The 18,863-nt window shown below is 61.8% G+C and carries 25 protein-coding genes; 4 read left to right on the top strand and 21 right to left on the bottom strand.

The annotated features are described in order from the left end of the window. Nucleotides 1–495 precede the first annotated feature (495 nt). Nucleotides 496–1,554, top strand: coding sequence for a tyrosine-type recombinase/integrase (locus tag KJP29_RS04420; protein WP_218462337.1), 1,059 nt, complete (start codon nucleotides 496–498; stop codon nucleotides 1,552–1,554). Between the two features lie 350 nt (nucleotides 1,555–1,904). Here the strand turns inward: KJP29_RS04420 and KJP29_RS04415 are convergent, their stop codons facing one another. Then, nucleotides 1,905–2,801 carry an Abi family protein gene (locus tag KJP29_RS04415; protein ID WP_218462336.1) on the bottom strand — a complete coding sequence of 299 codons (897 nt, stop codon included), beginning with the start codon at nucleotides 2,799–2,801 and terminating at the stop codon, nucleotides 1,905–1,907. A gap of 1,217 nt (nucleotides 2,802–4,018) precedes the next feature. Between KJP29_RS04415 and KJP29_RS04410 the strand changes: the two genes are divergently transcribed. Both KJP29_RS04410 and KJP29_RS04405 read left to right on the top strand, forming a co-directional pair. Then, entirely contained in the window at nucleotides 4,019–4,369 is a 351-nt protein-coding gene (locus KJP29_RS04410; protein WP_218462335.1) for a hypothetical protein, read from the top strand. Continuing rightward, on the top strand, nucleotides 4,366–5,082 hold the full coding sequence (locus tag KJP29_RS04405; RefSeq protein WP_218462334.1) for a DUF6602 domain-containing protein: 717 nt from the start codon (nucleotides 4,366–4,368) through the stop codon (nucleotides 5,080–5,082). The genes KJP29_RS04410 and KJP29_RS04405 overlap by 4 nt, the downstream gene beginning before the upstream one ends. Before the next feature lie 145 nt (nucleotides 5,083–5,227). Here KJP29_RS04405 and KJP29_RS04400 read toward each other — a convergent pair whose 3' ends face one another. Continuing rightward, complete coding sequence (locus KJP29_RS04400) at nucleotides 5,228–5,827, bottom strand: MASE1 domain-containing protein (RefSeq protein WP_218462333.1); 600 nt, start codon at nucleotides 5,825–5,827, stop codon at nucleotides 5,228–5,230. Between the two features lie 28 nt (nucleotides 5,828–5,855). Beyond that, a complete protein-coding gene (locus KJP29_RS04395; RefSeq protein WP_218462332.1) occupies nucleotides 5,856–6,173 on the bottom strand; it encodes a hypothetical protein in 318 nt (105 codons plus the stop codon). A gap of 417 nt (nucleotides 6,174–6,590) precedes the next feature. On the opposite strand from KJP29_RS04395, the gene KJP29_RS04390 reads away from it, so the two are divergent. Further along, complete coding sequence (locus KJP29_RS04390; protein ID WP_218462331.1) at nucleotides 6,591–6,791, top strand: MHC class I heavy chain; 201 nt, start codon at nucleotides 6,591–6,593, stop codon at nucleotides 6,789–6,791. A 12-nt stretch (nucleotides 6,792–6,803) separates the two neighbouring features. Here the strand turns inward: KJP29_RS04390 and KJP29_RS04385 are convergent, their stop codons facing one another. The 18 genes from KJP29_RS04385 to KJP29_RS04300 all read right to left on the bottom strand — a co-directional run bounded on the left by KJP29_RS04385 (nucleotide 6,804) and on the right by KJP29_RS04300 (nucleotide 18,838). Further along, nucleotides 6,804–7,073 carry a hypothetical protein gene (locus tag KJP29_RS04385; RefSeq protein ID WP_218462330.1) on the bottom strand — a complete coding sequence of 90 codons (270 nt, stop codon included), beginning with the start codon at nucleotides 7,071–7,073 and terminating at the stop codon, nucleotides 6,804–6,806. Beyond that, complete coding sequence (locus KJP29_RS04380) at nucleotides 7,070–7,381, bottom strand: hypothetical protein (protein ID WP_218462329.1); 312 nt, start codon at nucleotides 7,379–7,381, stop codon at nucleotides 7,070–7,072. The genes KJP29_RS04385 and KJP29_RS04380 overlap by 4 nt, the downstream gene beginning before the upstream one ends. Then, nucleotides 7,374–7,598, bottom strand: coding sequence for a hypothetical protein (locus KJP29_RS04375; RefSeq protein ID WP_218462328.1), 225 nt, complete (start codon nucleotides 7,596–7,598; stop codon nucleotides 7,374–7,376). The genes KJP29_RS04380 and KJP29_RS04375 overlap by 8 nt, the downstream gene beginning before the upstream one ends. Then, nucleotides 7,549–7,848 (bottom strand): hypothetical protein, encoded by a 300-nt coding sequence (locus KJP29_RS04370; protein WP_218462327.1) that lies wholly within the window; start codon nucleotides 7,846–7,848, stop codon nucleotides 7,549–7,551. Before KJP29_RS04370 ends, KJP29_RS04375 begins: the two co-directional genes overlap by 50 nt. Continuing rightward, complete coding sequence (locus KJP29_RS04365; RefSeq protein ID WP_218462326.1) at nucleotides 7,845–8,486, bottom strand: N-acetylmuramoyl-L-alanine amidase; 642 nt, start codon at nucleotides 8,484–8,486, stop codon at nucleotides 7,845–7,847. Before KJP29_RS04365 ends, KJP29_RS04370 begins: the two co-directional genes overlap by 4 nt. A 126-nt stretch (nucleotides 8,487–8,612) precedes the next feature. After that, nucleotides 8,613–9,542, bottom strand: coding sequence for a hypothetical protein (locus KJP29_RS04360; protein WP_218462325.1), 930 nt, complete (start codon nucleotides 9,540–9,542; stop codon nucleotides 8,613–8,615). Next, nucleotides 9,542–10,258 (bottom strand): hypothetical protein, encoded by a 717-nt coding sequence (locus KJP29_RS04355; RefSeq protein WP_218462324.1) that lies wholly within the window; start codon nucleotides 10,256–10,258, stop codon nucleotides 9,542–9,544. The genes KJP29_RS04360 and KJP29_RS04355 overlap by 1 nt, the downstream gene beginning before the upstream one ends. Continuing rightward, nucleotides 10,258–11,145, bottom strand: coding sequence for a hypothetical protein (locus KJP29_RS04350; protein WP_218462323.1), 888 nt, complete (start codon nucleotides 11,143–11,145; stop codon nucleotides 10,258–10,260). Before KJP29_RS04350 ends, KJP29_RS04355 begins: the two co-directional genes overlap by 1 nt. Nucleotides 11,146–11,153: 8 nt before the next feature. Further along, entirely contained in the window at nucleotides 11,154–14,348 is a 3,195-nt protein-coding gene (locus KJP29_RS04345) for a hypothetical protein (protein WP_218462322.1), read from the bottom strand. Next, nucleotides 14,345–14,650 carry a hypothetical protein gene (locus tag KJP29_RS04340; protein WP_218462321.1) on the bottom strand — a complete coding sequence of 102 codons (306 nt, stop codon included), beginning with the start codon at nucleotides 14,648–14,650 and terminating at the stop codon, nucleotides 14,345–14,347. The genes KJP29_RS04345 and KJP29_RS04340 overlap by 4 nt, the downstream gene beginning before the upstream one ends. Nucleotides 14,651–14,661: 11 nt before the next feature. Further along, complete coding sequence (locus KJP29_RS04335; protein WP_218462320.1) at nucleotides 14,662–15,024, bottom strand: gene transfer agent family protein; 363 nt, start codon at nucleotides 15,022–15,024, stop codon at nucleotides 14,662–14,664. A gap of 23 nt (nucleotides 15,025–15,047) precedes the next feature. After that, complete coding sequence (locus tag KJP29_RS04330; protein WP_218462319.1) at nucleotides 15,048–15,479, bottom strand: phage tail tube protein; 432 nt, start codon at nucleotides 15,477–15,479, stop codon at nucleotides 15,048–15,050. 1 nt (nucleotide 15,480) lies between these two features. Further along, a complete protein-coding gene (locus KJP29_RS04325) occupies nucleotides 15,481–15,885 on the bottom strand; it encodes a DUF3168 domain-containing protein (protein ID WP_218462318.1) in 405 nt (134 codons plus the stop codon). Beyond that, nucleotides 15,882–16,355 (bottom strand): HK97-gp10 family putative phage morphogenesis protein, encoded by a 474-nt coding sequence (locus KJP29_RS04320; protein WP_218462317.1) that lies wholly within the window; start codon nucleotides 16,353–16,355, stop codon nucleotides 15,882–15,884. The genes KJP29_RS04325 and KJP29_RS04320 overlap by 4 nt, the downstream gene beginning before the upstream one ends. Next, nucleotides 16,355–16,774 (bottom strand): head-tail adaptor protein, encoded by a 420-nt coding sequence (locus KJP29_RS04315; protein WP_218462316.1) that lies wholly within the window; start codon nucleotides 16,772–16,774, stop codon nucleotides 16,355–16,357. The genes KJP29_RS04320 and KJP29_RS04315 overlap by 1 nt, the downstream gene beginning before the upstream one ends. Then, complete coding sequence (locus KJP29_RS04310; protein ID WP_218462315.1) at nucleotides 16,744–17,322, bottom strand: phage head-tail connector protein; 579 nt, start codon at nucleotides 17,320–17,322, stop codon at nucleotides 16,744–16,746. The genes KJP29_RS04315 and KJP29_RS04310 overlap by 31 nt, the downstream gene beginning before the upstream one ends. After that, on the bottom strand, nucleotides 17,319–17,582 hold the full coding sequence (locus KJP29_RS04305) for a hypothetical protein (RefSeq protein WP_218462314.1): 264 nt from the start codon (nucleotides 17,580–17,582) through the stop codon (nucleotides 17,319–17,321). Before KJP29_RS04305 ends, KJP29_RS04310 begins: the two co-directional genes overlap by 4 nt. Nucleotides 17,583–17,653: 71 nt before the next feature. Continuing rightward, nucleotides 17,654–18,838: a phage major capsid protein gene (locus tag KJP29_RS04300; RefSeq protein WP_218462313.1), complete on the bottom strand. Its 1,185-nt coding sequence runs from the start codon at nucleotides 18,836–18,838 to the stop codon at nucleotides 17,654–17,656. Nucleotides 18,839–18,863 lie beyond the last annotated feature (25 nt).

Genomic DNA, 18,863 nt, shown 5'->3' with positions numbered 1-18,863 from the left:
CACGATGGATGGCTCGCCGAGCCTCCGAGTTAGCGAGGTCGACACCGCACTACGGTGGTATGCGGCCCGGCTCATGGATCTGATGGCGGTCTGACGCCACGATGATCAATCCGGCGCGGAATATCGCGCCGGACCTGAGATAATTCCTCACCATGTCAAAAGCTTACGGAAAGCCGAGAACTTTTCTCGGTTCGTCGTTTGGGTCGCACCACGCTTTTTCCCTACGTCCCCGACGAACCTAAACAAGACCAGCGAAACCATGTCGAGAACCTACACCTTCGTCCCAAGATCGATGCAGGCCCAAGCAGCCGCATACTACTTGGGCATTTCTCTGACGAAGTTTCGCAGTCTCGAGCTGCCAAGCAAAGTGTCAGAAGGAAACGTCCTCTATGACGTCCGCGTTCTCGACACCTGGTTCGACGACCTCCCTGAGAAAGGACAAGAGCCATACAACAAGCCAAGCGAAGCGGATCTGGCGTTCGGGGTTGCAGCGGAGTGAAGCTGCCGGGCCTAAAACGCTATACTGTGAACGACGTCAATTACGTCTACCACCGCGCATCGAATACGCGGCTTCCCGCGCACCTTCCCGAAGATCATCCTGACTTCATGGACGCTTACTTTGACGCCAAGTATGGCCTCAAAGCCCAGCCACCGGAAAACGTCGTGCAGCCGAATTCCGTGGGAGACGTTGCGAAGCGCTATCTGACGTCAGCCTTGTTCGCTGGCCTCTCCAAGACCTATCAGGATGTGCGCCGGGGCGACATCTCCCGCCTCTTACGTCAAAACAAAGGTGCGGTCGCGCGCGTCCTGATGAACAACGTTCGCGACGACCATATCATCGCCGACATGGATCGGTTGCCGACCAACCCCGCGAACGAACGGCGCAAGACTTGGAGCCCCCTTTGCAGCTTCGCATTAGACAGGAAGATCATCAGTCGAAACCCGGTGGGCAGCGTCAAACGGAGACCGACGCCGCAAACACGGGGCCATATACCATGGTCTTTCGAGGACATCGCGATGTTCCGCGCCCACTGGCCGCACGGAACCAAGCAGCTGCTCGCCTTCGAACTCTGTTTCTGGTTCGGATGCCGAATCTCCGACGCCATCGCGCTTGGGGACCGGAACCTGACGCACGACGGCTGGTTCCGCTTCGAGCAGCAAAAGACCGGGGGCGTGGTTCACGTGCCTTTCAACCGGAAGGTGCCTGATTTCGCGGTCCGAAGTGATCTCGAGGAGCTGAAGCGGTCACTTACATCGTTCAACCAGCGCGGCGCGACGTTCCTTGAGACGGAGGCTGGCAAGCAACGCTCCGCAAAAGCAGCGACTGCCTGGTTCTCGGAGGCGGCCAAAGCGGCGGGCCTGCCGGATGGGCGCACGGCGCACGGGCTTAGGAAATTGCGCATGATCCTTCACGCCGAACGAGGAGCGACCACCCATCAGATCGCCGCTTGGAGCGGTCATGAGAGCCTCAAGGAGGTCGAGCGCTATACGCGCGAAGCGGACCAAAAGCGGATCCCGACCCCGTCGGTCCTGGAGACCGGCCAATTCTATTGAGCCGGCATGGACTTCTTAACGATGAACGGCCCTGCGTCTGCGACGTGGGGCCGTTGCTTTTGCGCCACTACAAAGCAAATTTTTGGGCCGTATTAGAGGAGTTTCAGCGGATGTCGAAAAAGACCGCCCCAACCAAATTGTCTAAGACTGTCCAACGCTTAGACAATCAATGGCTCAAGCCTTTGATTCAATTGAAAATCTTGAGGAAAGTGGCGCGCTGGGGAGGACAAGGCCGGGCGTTGATATTGCAGGGGAAACACCGCGTGGGCGTAAAGTCTCCCCCCTATATGCGTCAATAGGTTACTATGCGAAGTGCAAAGTAGTTTCTGCCCCCGACACCAGCTTGACAGTCAGCTGTCTCGTGAAGCCCATAAAGGTTCTTTCATCCAGTTTTCCGGAAAACCTGCTGACCCGATGCTCAGCCGCGGGCTATCCGGGAAGGTCTGAATGTGCGAGACGAAACGCTCACCCCACTTCGTTCTTGGATTAGCCGATCGAAGCATCGTGCGCGCTACGGCCGCGATGGAGTAAAGGCGCGTTCCTGCGTCAGCTCGGTCCTGTATGTGCTTCAGATCGCCTGGGATATTGTTCCCTGCAAGGCTAGGCTGGTTGACTAGCGGCTTATTCCAGAGGCGGGAATGATGCGCACATACATTTCGCGTGAAGGCGAGTGCGCGGGTCCAGGATTTCACCTGGTCCGGCTTCAGGCCGCCGTAGCTGCGCCCGACCGCAGCGAGATCCTTGTTGCTCATGCCGCTGATCAGATGAGACAACGGCCCAAAATCCAGTAGCTCGACGGCAATCCAGATCGGCATGTTCTCGCTTGGATACTTCGTCCGAAAGTGCTCCGCAAAACGATCTTTCGAACTCGCGGCGCGGTCATCCAGTCTGTTGAGCCATTCCCGATGCTTGGTGGCCCCGCCTCGATAGCGTGCCCTAGCGAAATCACGGCCGAAGTTACTCAGACTTCGATGGGCGTAAGGATCTTTCGCGCCAAGGCACAATGCCACTTCCGTCCGAAGCGAGACTTCAATCCGCTCAAGTGCGTCGAGCATCAACAGGCGCAGCCGGCCGTCGAAAGCGTATAGGTCCGTAGCCTCTTTGAAAGTTGTCCCTTGGACGAACTCGTCAATGGTCCGACCCGTGTCGGGGTCCCTTTTCCACATTGGATGCCAGTAGGCGCTTAGCCGGTAATACCCTATCCGCTGAAGATACTCGGACGCTTTGGCGTGATCTTGGATGGCCATGCCACGAGATCGAAGTAGCTCGATCTGCTGTTCCACCGTCAAATATGGTTTCGAATACAAAAAAGGCTCACCCTTGTGCATCAGCAACAGAGGGGCGAGCCGTATTGCTACCTAAATGATTCATGTCGAGGGAGATTGCAACAGCCCAGATCGGATTTCGAGACCCGAACGCGGGAGTTCTGGCCCAATACGTTGATTTTGTTCGAAATGAATTTCTCGGAAGACATGGCGCGAACTTTCACGTCTGCACGGCCTCGTCTGGGCCCAGCCCCACCGCCGGGCCGCACGGTATCCCGGATCCTTTGCAGAGCCATCCGCGATAGGACCTCCCCTCTAGCACCTATTAACCTTTCTGCGCTACCCTCGACCATCATTTAGGAGACACCCCTGCAAGACCTGCTAATCACCTGCGCCAGTCTCTTCGTCTACGATGGCGACACAGTTCGCTGCGACGGCCAGCTGCTCCGCCTTCTGGGCGACGGCGCTCCTTACGTTTCCAGTGTGGACACGCCAGAACTGTCTCCTCGCGACAAGTGCCCTGCTGAGCACGACTTTGGTGTAAGGTCGGCGGCCCGACTCTCGGAGCTTCTCCTGAATGTCGTGGCGATTGAAGACAGCGGCGTGCGCGACGATTCTGGCCGACCTCTCGTCAAACTCCGCTTGGCTGACGGGCGTACGGCAGGCCAAGTTCTCATCGACGAAGGTTTGACGGTCGTCTGGCTCCCGGATCAGCGTTACGACTGGTGCGGAACGCACGCTTGGCTAAAGGACATCTTGAAGCATGGAACTTATCAATTGGGAGCACGAGGGTGTCTGACATTTATCTGCGCCAAATCCTTAATAGAATTCGCGTGGACACAGGGCCCAATTCACCAGCTCGAGGAGTCCAGGAAGTATTGGCGCCAGCGCTGCTTCGATGGGCAGGCGGGTCCCTAGTCAGCATGGAGCCAAGTGGCTCATTCGCGAAAGGGACCGCCATCCATGGAGGCACTGACATCGACATTTTTGCATCTCTTTCGAGCAGTGTCTCCGAAAGTCTCTCGCAGATCTATAGTTCACTTTTCCATCGACTGCGGAACGAAGGCTTTAATCCGCGACCTCAAAACGTATCAATTGGGATCAAAGTGGGACCCTACGAGGTCGACGTTGTGCCTGCCCGTCGGCAAGCGCCCAGCGGCCAATTCCACAGTCTATACCGCCGAAAGGCACAGACATGGATGCAAACGAATGTAGTCAGCCACATAAACGCAGTTCGCAATTCGGGTCGCGCCGAAGAAATAATGCTCGTGAAGGCTTGGCGAAATCAAAAAGGGCTTAAGTTTCCTTCGTTCTACCTAGAACTCGCAACGATCGAAGCCTGCCGAGGTCGCAAAGTCGGGCACCTTTCTGAAAATTTCTTGGCAACACTTGCCTATATCCGTGACCACATCGAAACGGCTACTTTCATCGATCCCGCCAACACAAACAATGTAATCTCGGAAGAACTTACCTTGGAGGAGAAACGAGCAGTCGCCTCTGCCGCATCCGTTGCACGGCGAGCCACCAATTGGAACCAAATCGTAGTATGAACTGGTCTCTTCCCGCTCTCCTTGATGAGCTCAGTGTTTCAGTAAGCTCCGACCTTCAGCGTGCGCGAGCAACCCTCGGTCACCCTACTGACCTTGGAGACGCTACCGAAGGAATCTGGATTGATCTGTTCAACAAATACCTACCTCGCAGATACCACGCCATCAAAGCAACTGTGGTCGACAGTAATGGCGCATTCAGTGATCAAATAGACGTTGTCATTCATGACCGTCAGTACACGCCACTCTTGTTCACGTTCAAAGATAAGCATGTTGTGCCGGCTGAGAGCGTCTACGCAGTGTTCGAGTCGAAGCAGGATCTGAACCTGAAAAACCTCGAGTATGCCAAGGATAAGGTCGCCTCTGTCCGCGGATTGCACCGAACCTCGCTCCCGATCCCAACTATCGACGGCACTAAGAAGGCAAAGGCCCTGACACCGATCATAGGTGGCATTTTGACCCTTGGCGCAAAATGGAGTCCCGCCCTAGGCGACACCCTAACGGGGCATCTCGAAAATGGACCCGCAGAAGAACGCCTTGACCTTGGCTGCGTTGCGGATGAGGGGAGCTTTTGGACAAATGAAGCCGGCGTCTACTTGTTTGACAGACGAACGAAGCCCGTCACTCGGTTTCTATTGGAACTGATGTCGAGGCTACAGACGGTCGCTACCGTGCCCATGATCGATTTGCGGGCCTATGCGGCGAAGTTGGATTAGATCTCGCAGACGACGGGGATTTCTAAGCGGTTGGAAGCACAAAGCTTTCGCCACACGTCACGGACCTAGCCGGTCCTGCCTCCAGCCGCAAGGTATCCCGAGACTTTCCGGAGCCGGCCGAGACCAGCATACCCCTCGATCAACATCAGCGCCGGCTGTGCCAGCCTCCGACCGACCGGCCGTTGCTCAGGCGAACCCAGCGGAAGACCAGCATGAGAGCGAGTGTCGTGACCACCAGTCCTACAATGTCCCCCAGCGCATAGATCGCGAACACACCGAGCGCTTTGCTCGTCAGGATCTCGGTCGAGAAGACGATCGACTGCCCGGCTGAATTGAGCAGGGACGAGACCACACCCGCCACGAGCACATGCGTCCAGTGAATCTGGCGGCTTGAGCTGGCGTAGGCCGGGTATCCGAACAGGCGCATACCCTCGAATGCCAGGAACGCGCTTGCTGCACCCACCAGGAGCGACTTCAGCATGACGGGCGTCAGGACCGCCGAAGCAGCGCCGGGCGTGAACAGCACTTCCGAGAGCAGCGCACCCACGAACAACGCCGGAACGGCCTTCCACCGAAAGAGCCAGGTCGCGAGCACGCGGATCCCATGTGGCAGGTAGACGAGGCTCGCGAATGTCGTGATGTCCGGCAGGAAATGGGACTGGAATGGCGTTATCAGGAGGGCCGTGAACCCGTGGGCGATGATATAGGCCAAGGTCACGACGAGAGCGACGCTGAAATATTGCATTAGGTGGACCGAATAAATTTTGGTCTTGTTACCCTAAGCGCGGGAGACTTTCCACCAGTTCCCACTGAACAACGTAAGAACCGGGGTAGCCCTTGTCCGCCGGCACGAGAAGCCCGAGGCCGAACAGTCGCGTGATCGCTTGCTGGACAACCTCCGGCGCCACGCGTTCCAGCAAGGGATGGTTTTGAATGCAATCCTTCACCAGGATCTTCTCTTTCGCGAGGCAGAGACTGCGCGCCGCGAGAAGGACATCGCGCTCGACCCGAGCCAAATTACTCAGGCCAGCTTCGCGCTCGACCTGCCGCAGGAGATTGCGCAGCTCGTAGATTGATTGAAGTTTGTCCATCCCGTTGACCCCACGTCACTGAGCCGCATCTTTAGACCAGAGCTCACCGTGACAAACAAGCTTAATTTTCAGTCAGTTATGATCTAAGCAGTTAACAAATATGGCTTTTTTTGGACACGGCCCCTGTGCAGGCACACTGCTAGGCCGACGTCAGCGGTCAGCCCCACCGCCGGGCCGCATGGTATCCCGAGCCTTTGCAGGGCCAGTCGCGATGGGACCTACCCTCTAGCACGCTCCGGCATACTCCTACCACCGACATTCCCCGAAGTCGGCCAAGAATGGCCCACAGCCGCGACCATCTCCGGAGCCGGTTGACGTCCTCCGAGGCGATATGGGACCTATTGCCCGTGTCGTGGACGACAGACAGGAAGACAACTGGCGGACATCCCCGCCGATGATCGACCAAGGGAGGTTCTCATGATCGAAGACTGGACCAACGTGCAGATCCTGGAGTGCATCTCCGACTTCGATGGACCTGTGACCGTCATCAAGCAATCAGATGGAGAGGCGACCCGCTACGTGCTCGGGAACGGTGATCCGGTGAAGCTCAACATGGACGGGACATTCACGGATCCGCAGCATCAGTCAGTCCTGTCCGTAGTAGCATACGCTCACTGACCGACGGACGCCTCACCTGTCTCGCCCGATCCGATAGTTCCGCCACGCGATCGCGATAAGGATCCCGGCGAGGCAGGACTTGCTGAACGCGGCCAGCCCCTCGAACCCAACGCCGTTGACCCTCTGCACCATGGTCAGGAGGATCGACATGCCGAGCAAGGCGAGGAACCCCGCGAGGACCCGTCCGGGCGGGACAGCTCGCGCGTATTGATGGGACAGCCACCAGCACGCGAGGACCGCCACCAGCGACGAGACATGGTTCCAGAGATCGAGCAAGGTCATTTCGCCTTCTCCTTCAGGATGTGCTGGCGAAACGCCCGGATGGCCGCGAGCCCGCCCTCCCCCATGACGAAGCCGGCCGCGAGGTAGGAAGACACCCCGGCGCCCGTCGCGGCCGCGATGACATGGCCAACGACACCGCCCAGGAAGACGGCGCTCGCGCCGCCTGCGATGCCCTCGATCACCCGGCGTCGCCAATGATGCTCAGGTGCATAGATCGCCCGCACGAAGGCCCCTGCGGCACCGGAGACGATCAGCGCCTTCACGTGATCCGGCAGGTCGGCGAGGACCTGCGGCATTTTATCAATCATTCTTTAGGATCTCCGCGATGCTGGTCAGTTTGTCGTTGGCGGTGTCGAGCCCGCGGCGCAGCGCGATCGCGCAGGTGCCGAGAGCGCGAACCGTGTCACCTGGCGGGCAGGTGACGATCTCGGGGCGCAGGAGCTCGGCCGGGATGGGCTGGGCGACCGGGATCTGCTCACCGCACGCGGTCAAGAACAGCGCGGCCATAGTCAGAAAGCGGCGCATCGGCTCCCTCCATGTTGTCGAGGTCTTTGGCGATCTGCTCCCACCGCTGCCGCTCGGCGGTCTGGAACTGGATATGCGCATCGAGGACCCGTGCGGCTTCTTCGTGGGCCTCGATCGTGCGCAGGGCGGCGTCACGCTCGCGCGTGAGATCGGCCACGTCCTGCCGCAGCGACAGGATCCACCAGGTCCCGCCGGCCGCCGCCGCGAGCGCCAGCCCGAGGGCGGCGAGGATAAAGGTCAGGCGGCTCACTTTACCCCGGCCGCCCACTTCTTCACGCGGTCGCGGATGACCCACAGGAACGCCGCCCCGGCGATCACCACGGCAGTCGCAACGATGATCTGGGCTGTGCGGTCGAGCGAGCCGAGGGCGGTCGCCCCCGTGGTCACGGTCGCGAGAAGCCCGGCGGCGCCGGCCTGCACGGTCTTGGACTGCGCCACGGTCGAACGGGCCGCCGTCTTGCGTTCCAGCCAGCGCGGGACGTTGAAGCCCGGGCAGGCCTTCGCGGCATACTGGTTGTGCCCGGACACTTTCGTGATGCCGAACTCGGACTTCAGCCCCGCGATCAGCTTGCGCAGCGCAGCGTCCTGCTCCGGCGTGAAATGTTCCTCGAAGGCGTCGTTCTCGCTCGAACCATGCCCGCCGAACAGGCTGATGCCGATGGTGCCGGTGTTGTGCCCTTGCGTGTGCGCACCAACCTGCGCGAGCGGCCTGCCGGTCGCCACGGTCCCGTCCCGGTCGATCAGGTAGTGATAGCCGATGTCGCGCCATCCGCGATCTTGGACGTGCCAGCGCCGTATCTCGGCCACCTTCGCGCTGGTCGGTTTCGATGCCCACCAGTCGGCGCGCGTGGCCGTGCAGTGAACGATGATCTCGGTGATCGGGCGCATTGCAATTCTCCTCTGGTACCGGTGCGCGACGGGCGCCCGGATGATGCGGGAAACGATGGTGTTCGGGGTCTACGGCGCGATAAGCGCCGCGTATTCCGAGAGTTCGGAGGTGGTCATGTCGCGGTGTCAGAGAAGCCCGGACACGTCGTATTCGAGCAACCGGTTCAGCTCCGGGTTGCCGTAGTGAAAGTTCGCGTCGTTGTTCAGGTAGAGTGTGCCGTTGTGAACCGCCGCACCCTCAATGGCGTCGGCCCCCGACATGGTAAGCAGGCGCTCGCGGACGATCGATCCCGTGGAAATGTCCGCAACGAGCGCAAGGCCGGAAGTTCCGTTCGGGCCGTAGGTGATCAGTATCTTGCCGCCGCCGAGGTAGTGCAGCATATCGGGAGACCCCACGCCGAGGGCGGGGTATTGGTATGTCAGCGCTCCATCCGACAGCGGGCGACGTTTTAGAACGCCCGCATCATCCAACGTCAGAAATTGCCCCCGGTCGTAGTCAACGGCGAGGCCATTGGTGTCGTCGGGCACGTCGATCTGCCGCACTAGGGACCAGTCGGACAGCTCAACCTCGATGATGACAGTGCCGGTGCCGTCCGTGTCCTTGGCGACGGCATAAACTGAGCCACCGTGAACCGCGACGCCCTGCACGGAAAACTTGTTGTCCCCCACGCCCAGCGTTGCGAGCCTCGTCCGACTTTGCTGCACATAGCCATCGTTGTAGTGGACCAAGCCCGCATCAAAGGTAGTTCCACCCTGCACCCTACCATCATCGCCCACAATCCAGCCGCCGTCAGGATGACGCGCCAGCCCGGTGTTTACGGGCGGTCTGGACCCTCCGGTGATGTTCGGCAACGTCGTCGCTGCTTGCATTGTGAGACTGGACGTGATGGGCAGCGATGGCGTGATCAGAGACATGACCCCCCCGGAAACGGAGACCTGCTTCGGGTCCGCAGCGTTGGTCATGCCAGCGAGCGCAGCCGCATACTGAGCGTCCGAAATGGTGATCCCGCCCGCGATTTCATAGGTGCTAACCTTGCCGGAAATAGCGTAGGGCATCAGATGACCCTCATGTAGAAAGTCGCTGATATATCCTTGCCGTGGGTATCGGTTCCGGTTCTCGCGTTCGGGGAGTTGGCGCTATTGAAGGAAAGGTTGTTGTCTCCGCCAGAGCCTGTCGCGCCCCGGCTGTTAGATCCAGCGACCCGCGAGAAAGCGCCACTTGCTCCCGAAATCCCGCCCCACGCGTTATCCGGCAGTGTCCCGGTGATCTGCTGCATCTGATCCATGCGCACGACACCGGATGTGGTGCCCGCGATGATGTAGCGGCCCTCGGTGTTGATCAGGCTCACGGTCTGCCCGGTCATCGGACCTCCGACGATCTGCGCGGTCGCAACGACCAAGGGCGCGGACCCGGTAACGCTCTCGCTGGCCAGAAGGCCCTCGTTAAACTGCCCGGCACCCGTCAGACCCGCCGTCAGCTTGATGAACTTCTGAGTGCCCGCGTTGCTCGGAACAACCGCTCCGGTCAGGTGATCCCAGACGGGGAACGGCATTCCGATGGGCATGATCGCAAAGGTACCCAGCGCGTCGAGAATGGTCTCCGTATCACCGCCAATAGCACCTGCGAGCCAGTCGAAATTCAGGTTCGACTTGGGCACCAGTTCGGAAACGATCCAGGTCACGAGAGCATCGAAGTTCTCATGGTAGGTCGCCGGGGACTCCGGATCCGGTAGGTTCTCGGTGTCATAGGGCTCGAGAGCGCTATAGGGCATCAGATCACTCCTGCGTTGACGGCTTGAAAGACGTAGTCTTTGGGAATCTCGACCGGCATTTCGTCCAGACTGAGATAACCGTAGTTGATGAGCTCAGGCCTGTTTTCGGTCGCCCAGGTCAGCACCTCGAGCCCATCGATCTCATCCATGATCAGGTCGATTCCATGGAACCCGGCCTGTGCGCAGCGCACGGTATAGGTGGTGTCATGGGCCGTAGGCCGACGCGTGGCCTTGGTGATCCCGAAGCTGGTAGAATAGGTCGCGAAGGTCTTCCTTCGGATCCGCGTTGTCGGCGCGAACAGCGTGTCGCCGAACTTGACCGCACGGCAGGCGAGGAGAAGCCCGAGCGCCGGCGCCGGGCCCTCGAGCGTGACCCGTATCCGCGCGCCGGCGAACCCTGCCATGCCTTGGAGCACCTTTCGGCGCAGAATTGGATTGAACACCGTGTTTCGCAGGTCCCAGTAGTTGTCGACCGGAACGGGCCCAGCCAAGACTTCCCGGGTTTCGAGAACGGTACTTCCTGAAATGACTTCGACTGTTGTCCTGGTCGCCTCGAGACCCAGAAGCCCGATCGAGTTGAAACCATCCACGGCTTCCACCTCGAGCACGAGCGGCGTATCCCCCGTCGTGCGCGACGACCGGATGCCATCGAGGAACCGACGGATGTTCGTGGCACCCACGGTGATCCACCGTGCGCCCTCGAGCTCCTGCACCTCTTCCGAGGGCTGAAACCCGAGGTTTCCGTCGATGCTGGACACATAGACGACGCCCGCATCGATCACGAAGTCGCCGAGCGCATAGGTCGTCGCCGGATTGAAAAGGGGAGCATCATCCTCGGCCTCGCTGACCGAAACCAGTGAGAGGGCGATGGGCTTGCCGACGTACATCGTCTACCTCAGCTATATTGCGACATGGAAAGGGCGTCCTCGGCACTGCGGGTCGACCGCAGGAGCAGCTTCTCGACGCTGAGCAGGATCTCGGTCTGGCGGGCCAGTTCGGCGTTCTGCGCGCCCAGCGTGTCAGCCGTGAACCGCCCGGCGTTCTGCATCTCGTGGGCGAGCTTTGCCTGCCAGCTGGTGGCGAACCGCCCCTCGTCGAGGCCATAGGCCGCCCGCATCGACAGCGCCGACGCCCGCATGGCGTCCGTCGCATCGGTCACCTGGTCGAAGACCGGCGCGATCTCGATGAGCGCCGCGTAGGCCTTCCGCCCCGACGAGGTCATCAGGTTCTGACTGAGGACCAGGTCCTTGAACGCGGTGTCGGTCTCCGGGATCGCGAGCCCGAGCTTGCCGAACGTCTCGGAAATCCGCGACCGCATATAATCGAGCTTCTCTTCGTCAGTGAAGAACCACTCGAAGAACGCGCCGGTCTTCGTGGCGAGCGCATCGACACCGCCGGCGAGCGTAGTAAGCGACTGGGCGGCCGAGGCAAAGCGCCTCAGGTCGATCTTGCCGGCCTTGCCCGCGACGCCGCCGAACAGGTCGAACGCCATGCCGAGCGGCTCGAGGATGATCTGGACGCCCGACAGGGCCTGCGCGGCTGCCGTGGTGATCTTGGCGACGGCTTTGCTGAGCGCATCGCTGTAACGGTCGAAGATCTTCTGGACGGCCGAGGAGACCTCTTCCTTGCTGAGCCCCTCGGTCTTGATCTTCGTGATCTGGATCCGCACCCGGTTCATCAGTGAGTTGGGCACGGTCACCCCGAGGGTTTCGTAGACACCGACGATGGTCTTGCGAACGGCGTTGACCTGACCCTGCAGCATGTTCCGCATCGACGAGGAAAACGACTTGTCCTGATCATACTCGCGCTTGAACAGGCCCCAGAAGGTCGTGCGCTTGTAACGATCGTAGGACGAGCCCTGGACCTGACCGCCACCGATCCCGATCTTGAGCCCCGTCCCGATCTGCTCGGTCTTCGAGAAGTTCTTGATCAGGTTGAACGCCGCGATCCCCGCACCGATGAAGGGCATGGCCCCCGACAGCGCCGTGCCGAGCGCCGCGATCCCGCCACCCGAGGCGAGCCCGGCCAGCCCGGAAGACACCGACTGCGCCGCCGTCGCGAAGCCAGCGCCGAAGCCGGCCGGGTTGAAGATCGCGCCCGAAAGGGCCTCCCCTGCCGTCGACTTGATGTTGCTCCAGAGGTTCTGGAACATCGAGCCGGGGTTCGACACCGCATCCTGCAGGAACGAGGTCCCGATGCTGCGCGTGCTCGACCGAAGCCCGTCCATATAGGTCTGCGCCGCACGGGCGGCGTCGGACAGCTCCGCGGTCATTTCGCGCGCACCGGCAGCACCGGTCGTGCCCAGGTCGGCGCCAGCGCGCGCCGCGTCACGGAGCTTGTCCTCGAGGACCTGAGCCTGATCGGCCGTGTCCTCGACCCCGGTCAACATGCCTTCGATGGCGCGACGGACGGAACCCTGACCCCCTTCGAGACCCGACACGAGGCCTTCGACGACCTGACCACCAATAACGGTGGTGACCTTTGATGGGGACCTGATTTGCAGCTTGTCTCGAATCCACTTCGGCATGAGGTCGGCAAGCTCGGACACGTCAATACGAAGTTTCTCACGAATATTCGCGATCCCGGTTCTGATGCCCTCCACGATGTTGGTGCCGACGTCTACGGCGGCATTCCAGAGGTCCTGACCGAACGACGCTATTTCGGCAGCTAGTTCTGCCCCGAGGTCCGAGATGACAGCCACAGAATCTTGAACGACCGGCAGCAGCCCCGCGATTATTTCCTTCGTGAAGTCTGTTGCAGCGCGTCGACCTTCCATTGCCATTTCCACAGCGGATGAGGCGATCTTGTCGACGAGAGGCTTTAGCGGGTTCATGTTCAATACAAACGATGCGAGGCCTTCGATTGCCGTCTTGGCCGCTGTGATCGCCGTGCCCCAGTCCCCATCGAACGCCGCCTTCACCGCTGTGATCCCGTTCGTGATCGCCAGTTGGATCCCCGCGAAAGCCTGCTCGACGTTCATGACAAGATCGCGCACATACTGCGCGGCGGCCGGAAAGGTCTCGCTGAAGGCCGCAAAAAGCCGCGCGGTCGCCTCCCGGATGCGGTCCCAGTTCAGCGCGATCGCGATCCCGGCTACCGCCGCACCCGCAACGAGCAGTCCCATGGGAGACAGGACCGCGAGCAGGAGACCAGCCAGGGGAGCGAGCGCCATGACAGTCAGCCCGATCCCGGCCACCAGCGGTCCGAGCGCGGCGGCCAGCGCTGTGCTCATCGCGACGAGCTTCTGCCCCCGTGGCGACAGGTCCTGGAACCACTGGGACAGGTCCTTCACCTTGTCGGTGAGCCAGGTGAAGGCAGGCACCAGCGCTTCGGCGAACTGGGTGAACACGGGCATGAGTCCAACGAGGCTCGCCTGCAGCTTCGTCCTCAGGATCTCGCCGACGATCTGGAGCTCCTGTCGCGACAGTCGGGCCGCCGCGACGACATCCTCATCCAGGGCGAGCCCCATCGCAGAGGCGGCTCTGGTCATCTCGTCGATGGCAAAACCGCCATCGCGGAAGACAGGGATGAGGGCCGTCGCATCGGACGCGAGGGCCTCCATGTAGAAGGTCATCTCCTGCTGGCTGACACCGGCTTTTTCGAGGCTCGAGATATAGAGTTGCAGCGCATCGGCCGAGTTCAGTGACCGGAACTGGTCTGCCGTGACCCCGACCTTCGGTGCGATGTTCTCGAAGAAATCTGCCATCGGACCGGCGCCGGTCTGCAGGAAGTCGCCGACCTTGTCGTTCACATCCTTCAGGATGTCGGCGAGCTTCTCCTGCTCGATGCCCATGACGGAGGCCGATAGCGCGAGGACCTTGAACTCCTGCATCCCGACGCCGGCAATCCGTGCCTGGTTGTCGAGGTCGATCATCGCATCCGCTGCCTTCGTCGCGGCATGCGTGACCCCGGCCAGCGGCGCCGTGATCGCGGCCGTCAGCCCGGCCCCGACATTGCGCATCGACTTCCCGAAGCCGGTCATGCTGCGCTGGAGCATGGCTGTCCGCTTGGCCGCGGCGTCCGCCCCTTTCTCGAACGCCCCTGTCTCAAGCGACAGGACAGCGCGCAGCATGCCGACAAGCGCCTTCATTGGATGATCTCTCCGGTTGTGCTGGTGTGCATGAAACGGATCATGCGCTCGATCTCGTCATCGGATTGCGCCGCGCGGCGGCCGTTCCCGGTGTCGATGATCTTCTCGGGTGCCGGGTAGGATCCCGGCGAATGCGTGGCGATGGCGGTCAGCTGGCCTGACAACCACGCCTGGTACTGGACGAGGGCACGTTCCCTATCGAACCGCGCCGACGCCCCCTGCATGATCACGCGGTATTCGCGCAGCGTGATGTGCCAGAACTGGCCGGGAGGAAACCCGGCCCCGGTCCAGTCCTGCCACAAGGCGGCCCAGTTCAGGCCGCCGCTTTTCCGTTTCCCACGGCACCGCCCTTGGACCCGTCCTCGGCATCGGCCTCTGGCAGGGAAGCGGTCATCGCCCCGTTGATGATGCCCATGATCGCCTCGAGCCCGCCGGCGGCATCGATGATGTCACCGGCCTGCTTCTGGGTGACCTCCGGGTGGTGCTCGATGAGCCCCGCCCAGAACATGGTCCGCAGATCCTTGAGCGAATGGCTCTCGGCTTCGAGGAAGGCGTCGATCTTCTTTCCGACGGCCTCCTCGAGCTCCACGAGGGCATTGGTGGTGAACTGAAGCGTCCAGGTCTTGCCGTCGGCTTCGAACGTCTTGCGCGAACGCGGGTCCATTCCCTTGCCCATGCAGATCTCCTCTTTCCGTGAACTCAGGTGCCCGCCGTCCAGCTGGGCTGGCCGGTGACCTTGAAGGTGGCCGAGACGATGAGTTCGCCGTCGACGTTGATGGTCGGAGGCTCGAGGTTCGTGATGAACGCGGCGTAGCCCCAGACGGCGCCGTTGCTCATCTCCATCTCGTAGTAGCCCGGATCGTCATCCGCGAAATCGACGAGCAGCTCGTCATAGGCGGCATCGGTCGCACCGAGGTAGAGCTCGACCGAGAACTCGCCGCCATCACGCAGGTCCGTGATGAACTCGCGGTATCCGCCCGGGCTTTCCAGATGCGTCACATCCTTCGTGCCCCGGGACAGTTTGGCGGGGGTCAGGCTGCGCACCTTGGCGATCGCCGTCATCACACCACCGGACAGGCCGGTATCGGAACGCTTGAAGGTGGTTCCATAACCCGTTTTCGCGTCTGCCATGTCAGGTCTCCTTGCTCCAGACGACTTCGAAATCCATCGACACGCGGGACAGGATCCTCGTGCCGTCGGCATCGACGGGACCTATGTCCCGCCGCATCTCTTTGGTGATCCGCTCGAACCGGATGCCGCCGGACACCGCGGCATATCCATTGAGCAGGTCCTCGATTGCATCCGCGACCGCCACTGCGTCCGCGAGCCGTTCACCCCAGGCATCCGTCTGAAGCCGCGCGAACCGAAGGCCCGTGGGCCCCTCGAGGTGCATCGGCTCCACCTCGCTGATCTCCTGCAGGATGAGGTAGGGCGCGCCTGCCTCACCCGGCGGAAGCGTCAGCCAGTGGACCCGCGTCCCGACCAGCGCCTCGAGGTCCGGATCCGCGAGCAGGAGAGAGGTCAGCGCCGCCTTCATCGGCCACGCGCCATGAAACGGCGCACGGCCCGCATGACATCCCGGCGCATTTCTTCGACCATGATGTCCCAGACTTCGCGCTTCTTCGCGTCCCAGGCCGGCCGCATGAAGGGATGCGCCGGCATCTTGTGGCTGCCGAACTCGTTCACCATCGCGGCCGCGTAGGGCTTCCGTTCCGGCTTGCGATCCTGGTGGATCGAAGTGAGCACGCCGACATGCATCGACACCTCGTTCCCGGCATCGCGTTTTCCGCCTCGTGTGTTCGACCGCGATGTGATCCCGATGGACCGATGAAGGTCATGCGCGGCCGTCGCCGGATCGTCGGCGGCGTTCGCTTCGGCCTGCGCCTTCACAGGCTCGAGCGCCTTGCGCAGGACCCGGCGTGCCGAAGATCGCGCGACGGTGTGCGGCAGGTCCATGAGCATCTTCTCGAGCTCGCGCCCGCCTTCGAACTTGAGGTCGAACTCCATCAGACCATCTCCACCGTCGTGATCTCGAGCAGGCGATGACGGCCGCCGCGCAGGCTTTCCTTCACGCCGGTGATGTTCCAGGTGGCGCCGTCCGCCACCATCACGTCATTGGCCGCGATCGTCCGCGTCTTCGGCGTCGAGGCGACCAGCCATCGCGTCTGCAACCCGGCGAGCTGGACACCGTCCGCCAGGCGCTCCTTGTCCGACATGTCCTCCCGCGCCGCCCAGGCCTCGACGAAGGGGGCGGCGGTCGGGACCGCAGCAGCCGGTTCCGGCTGGATCGCCTCGTTGAGCGCGTTGCGGGTTTCCGCGACGAGCCCGGCACCGCCAGCCGCGCTGTAGCGGTAGACCGCCACACGGCGGTCCAGGTTTCCGATCCCGACGCCCATCAGACGAAGTTGCGCCGGAAGGGCGCGCACATGGTCTGCACGCCAAGCGGAATGGCCGCCATCGCGCCACCGGCCACCGCCTCCCGGTTCTGGTAGAAATGCGCCGCCAGGAGACGCGCCGATTGCACGATCGGCATTGGGACATCCTCGGCGGTATCGCCAAACCCCGCGGTGAAGGTTACGGACACCGGACGCGGCAGATCCGCATCCAGCGACGGATAGGCGAAGGCAGATCGGAACTGCACCCAGACCCTGCCACTGTCATCGACCAGATCGTAGTAGACCGGATCGACGGTCTGCGCCTCGCCCTCGGTGTCCACATAACCGACCGCCACCTCGGACACGTCGACCAGCGGCAGAGCGACACGCCCGGACCACGCCGCGACCGAGAGCCGCCACTCAGCGTTCAGAAGGCACCGCCCGAGATAGCCGTTCGGCCCGTCGAGATGACCGACAGCCGCCCGCACGTAACCCTCGATCAATTCGTCCTCGTGTTCCTCGAGGACACGCAGATGGGTCTTCATGTCCTCGACCGAGATCAGCTCGCCAGCTGCAGGAGCGACGAGGCTCAGGTTCATTCGGCGTCACCCTCGTCGGCCGCACCCTCATCGTCGGGGAGGTCCGCCTCGGACTTGTTCTTCTCGGCGACGACGGCCTTGTTCTTGGGCTTGGGTGCCGCCTTCGGTTTTGCGGGCGCTTCGTCTTCGCCATGCAGCACGAGAACGCCGCGTGCGACGAGGTGATCGACCTCGCCCGGCTGCGCGACGCGCTTTTCGCCTACGGCGTACCAGCGATCACCCTGGTGCGGACGCTTCACGTCATAAGTCTGCTTCGCCATGGAACCCTCCGTTCGATGTCATCGGTTCAGGAAAGGGGGCGGTCTCCCGCCCCCTCGATCAACCGACGCTCTTAGGCGATGCGGCCGAGATCGCCGTAGACGAAGGCCTCGGGCCTGTAGACCGCCAGGGCCAGCCGTTCGTCCGCGAGGATCGTGACCAGTCCCTTGGTGAAGTCGTCGTTCTCGTAACCCACTTCGACGCGGGTCTGCTCGCGGTCGAACACCTGCGCCTGGCTGTCGAAGGCCCCGGTCAGGAACTTGTCGACCGTCATCGCGGGCGTTTGCACCACGGGCAGACGCCACAGGGTCGGCGTCGCGCCACTCTGGGGGTCGCCGATGATGTAGTTCCCGATGTCGTCCTTGAGGGTCTCGATGAAGGCCCAGTCGATCGGGTTCAAGACGAACGCGGACGAGGGGAACTCAGCGAGATACACCTGCAGAGCGGCGAACCGCAGCGTGTCGACGAGGTTCTCTGCAGTCAGCGATCCAGGCACGGAATACGCCGTCGCCTCGGTCACGAGACCGGACAGGTTCTGACCAGTGCCGTCACCAGACAGGAGCTGAACCTCTTCCTTGAAGTCGACACCGTAGCGCAGGCGACCGTCGATCATCGAGGCGAGCATCGGCGCGTCGTTCAGGACTTCACGCGAGGCCTTCATGTAGTGACCGATCGTGGCCACGTTCCCATTCACGAGTTCGAGCTTGACGTCGGACTCGGCCCGCTTTGCGCCCTCGGCCACCGGCGCGGCCGAGTTGGTGAACCCGGTTTCCTGCACATACTGCACCACGTTCGACTCGGTGCGACCGGACATGAGCAGATCGCGGATCGTCATGCGACGGTTTGGCATCATCTGCACACCGGGCAGGCGCGCCGGCGCAATGGCGTCACCGGCCGAGCCCGCGGCGTCGGTGGTGAGCGACGTGATCGTCGCCTTGACCATCATGTCAGCCTTGCCTTTGGTCGGACGCCCGTCGAGGAAGGACTTCACGCCTTCGTCGTCCACGAACATCTGGCCGAGCGACCGCGATGCGCCTTGGCCGGGATCACGCACGCCTTTCTGTTCAAGCACAGCGACCTGCTCGGTAAGCTCGCCCATCTTGAGAAGCGCCTCGTCGATCTGCTCCTTCAGGCCTTCGGTCAGTTTCTCGCCCTTCTCGGCGCGGCCAAGCGCCTCGTCAGCTTTGGCGCGGATATCATCCTGCGCCTTCTTCAGGTCCGCCGCGAGCTGCTCGGGCGTCAGTTTCGGATCCGACATCGGAATCTCCTGTGATGATGTGGTT

The sequence above is a fragment of the Maritimibacter sp. DP1N21-5 genome (assembly GCF_019218295.1).
GTDB lineage: Bacteria > Pseudomonadota > Alphaproteobacteria > Rhodobacterales > Rhodobacteraceae > Maritimibacter.
Note: the sequence above shows the minus strand (reverse complement) of the source record. Positions and strands in the feature narration are given on the sequence as shown.

Bases quoted from the DNA above. Each gene is read 5' to 3' on its own strand.
- KJP29_RS04345 (WP_218462322.1), bottom strand. From the start codon at position 14,348: ATGAAGGCGCTTGTCGGCATGCTGCGCGCTGTCCTGTCGCTTGAGACA.
- KJP29_RS04310 (WP_218462315.1), bottom strand. From the start codon at position 17,322: ATGAACCTGAGCCTCGTCGCTCCTGCAGCTGGCGAGCTGATCTCGGTC.
- KJP29_RS04400 (WP_218462333.1), bottom strand. From the start codon at position 5,827: ATGCAATATTTCAGCGTCGCTCTCGTCGTGACCTTGGCCTATATCATC.
- KJP29_RS04360 (WP_218462325.1), bottom strand. From the start codon at position 9,542: ATGCCCTACGCTATTTCCGGCAAGGTTAGCACCTATGAAATCGCGGGC.
- KJP29_RS04300 (WP_218462313.1), bottom strand. From the start codon at position 18,838: ATGTCGGATCCGAAACTGACGCCCGAGCAGCTCGCGGCGGACCTGAAG.
- KJP29_RS04335 (WP_218462320.1), bottom strand. From the start codon at position 15,024: ATGGGCAAGGGAATGGACCCGCGTTCGCGCAAGACGTTCGAAGCCGAC.
- KJP29_RS04390 (WP_218462331.1), top strand. From the start codon at position 6,591: ATGATCGAAGACTGGACCAACGTGCAGATCCTGGAGTGCATCTCCGAC.
- KJP29_RS04305 (WP_218462314.1), bottom strand. From the start codon at position 17,582: ATGGCGAAGCAGACTTATGACGTGAAGCGTCCGCACCAGGGTGATCGC.
- KJP29_RS04380 (WP_218462329.1), bottom strand. From the start codon at position 7,381: ATGATTGATAAAATGCCGCAGGTCCTCGCCGACCTGCCGGATCACGTG.
- KJP29_RS04365 (WP_218462326.1), bottom strand. From the start codon at position 8,486: ATGCGCCCGATCACCGAGATCATCGTTCACTGCACGGCCACGCGCGCC.
- KJP29_RS04405 (WP_218462334.1), top strand. From the start codon at position 4,366: ATGAACTGGTCTCTTCCCGCTCTCCTTGATGAGCTCAGTGTTTCAGTA.
- KJP29_RS04385 (WP_218462330.1), bottom strand. From the start codon at position 7,073: ATGACCTTGCTCGATCTCTGGAACCATGTCTCGTCGCTGGTGGCGGTC.
- KJP29_RS04330 (WP_218462319.1), bottom strand. From the start codon at position 15,479: ATGGCAGACGCGAAAACGGGTTATGGAACCACCTTCAAGCGTTCCGAT.
- KJP29_RS04325 (WP_218462318.1), bottom strand. From the start codon at position 15,885: ATGAAGGCGGCGCTGACCTCTCTCCTGCTCGCGGATCCGGACCTCGAG.
- KJP29_RS04395 (WP_218462332.1), bottom strand. From the start codon at position 6,173: ATGGACAAACTTCAATCAATCTACGAGCTGCGCAATCTCCTGCGGCAG.
- KJP29_RS04415 (WP_218462336.1), bottom strand. From the start codon at position 2,801: ATGGCCATCCAAGATCACGCCAAAGCGTCCGAGTATCTTCAGCGGATA.
- KJP29_RS04410 (WP_218462335.1), top strand. From the start codon at position 4,019: ATGCAAACGAATGTAGTCAGCCACATAAACGCAGTTCGCAATTCGGGT.
- KJP29_RS04355 (WP_218462324.1), bottom strand. From the start codon at position 10,258: ATGCCCTATAGCGCTCTCGAGCCCTATGACACCGAGAACCTACCGGAT.
- KJP29_RS04350 (WP_218462323.1), bottom strand. From the start codon at position 11,145: ATGTACGTCGGCAAGCCCATCGCCCTCTCACTGGTTTCGGTCAGCGAG.
- KJP29_RS04320 (WP_218462317.1), bottom strand. From the start codon at position 16,355: ATGGAGTTCGACCTCAAGTTCGAAGGCGGGCGCGAGCTCGAGAAGATG.
- KJP29_RS04375 (WP_218462328.1), bottom strand. From the start codon at position 7,598: ATGCGCCGCTTTCTGACTATGGCCGCGCTGTTCTTGACCGCGTGCGGT.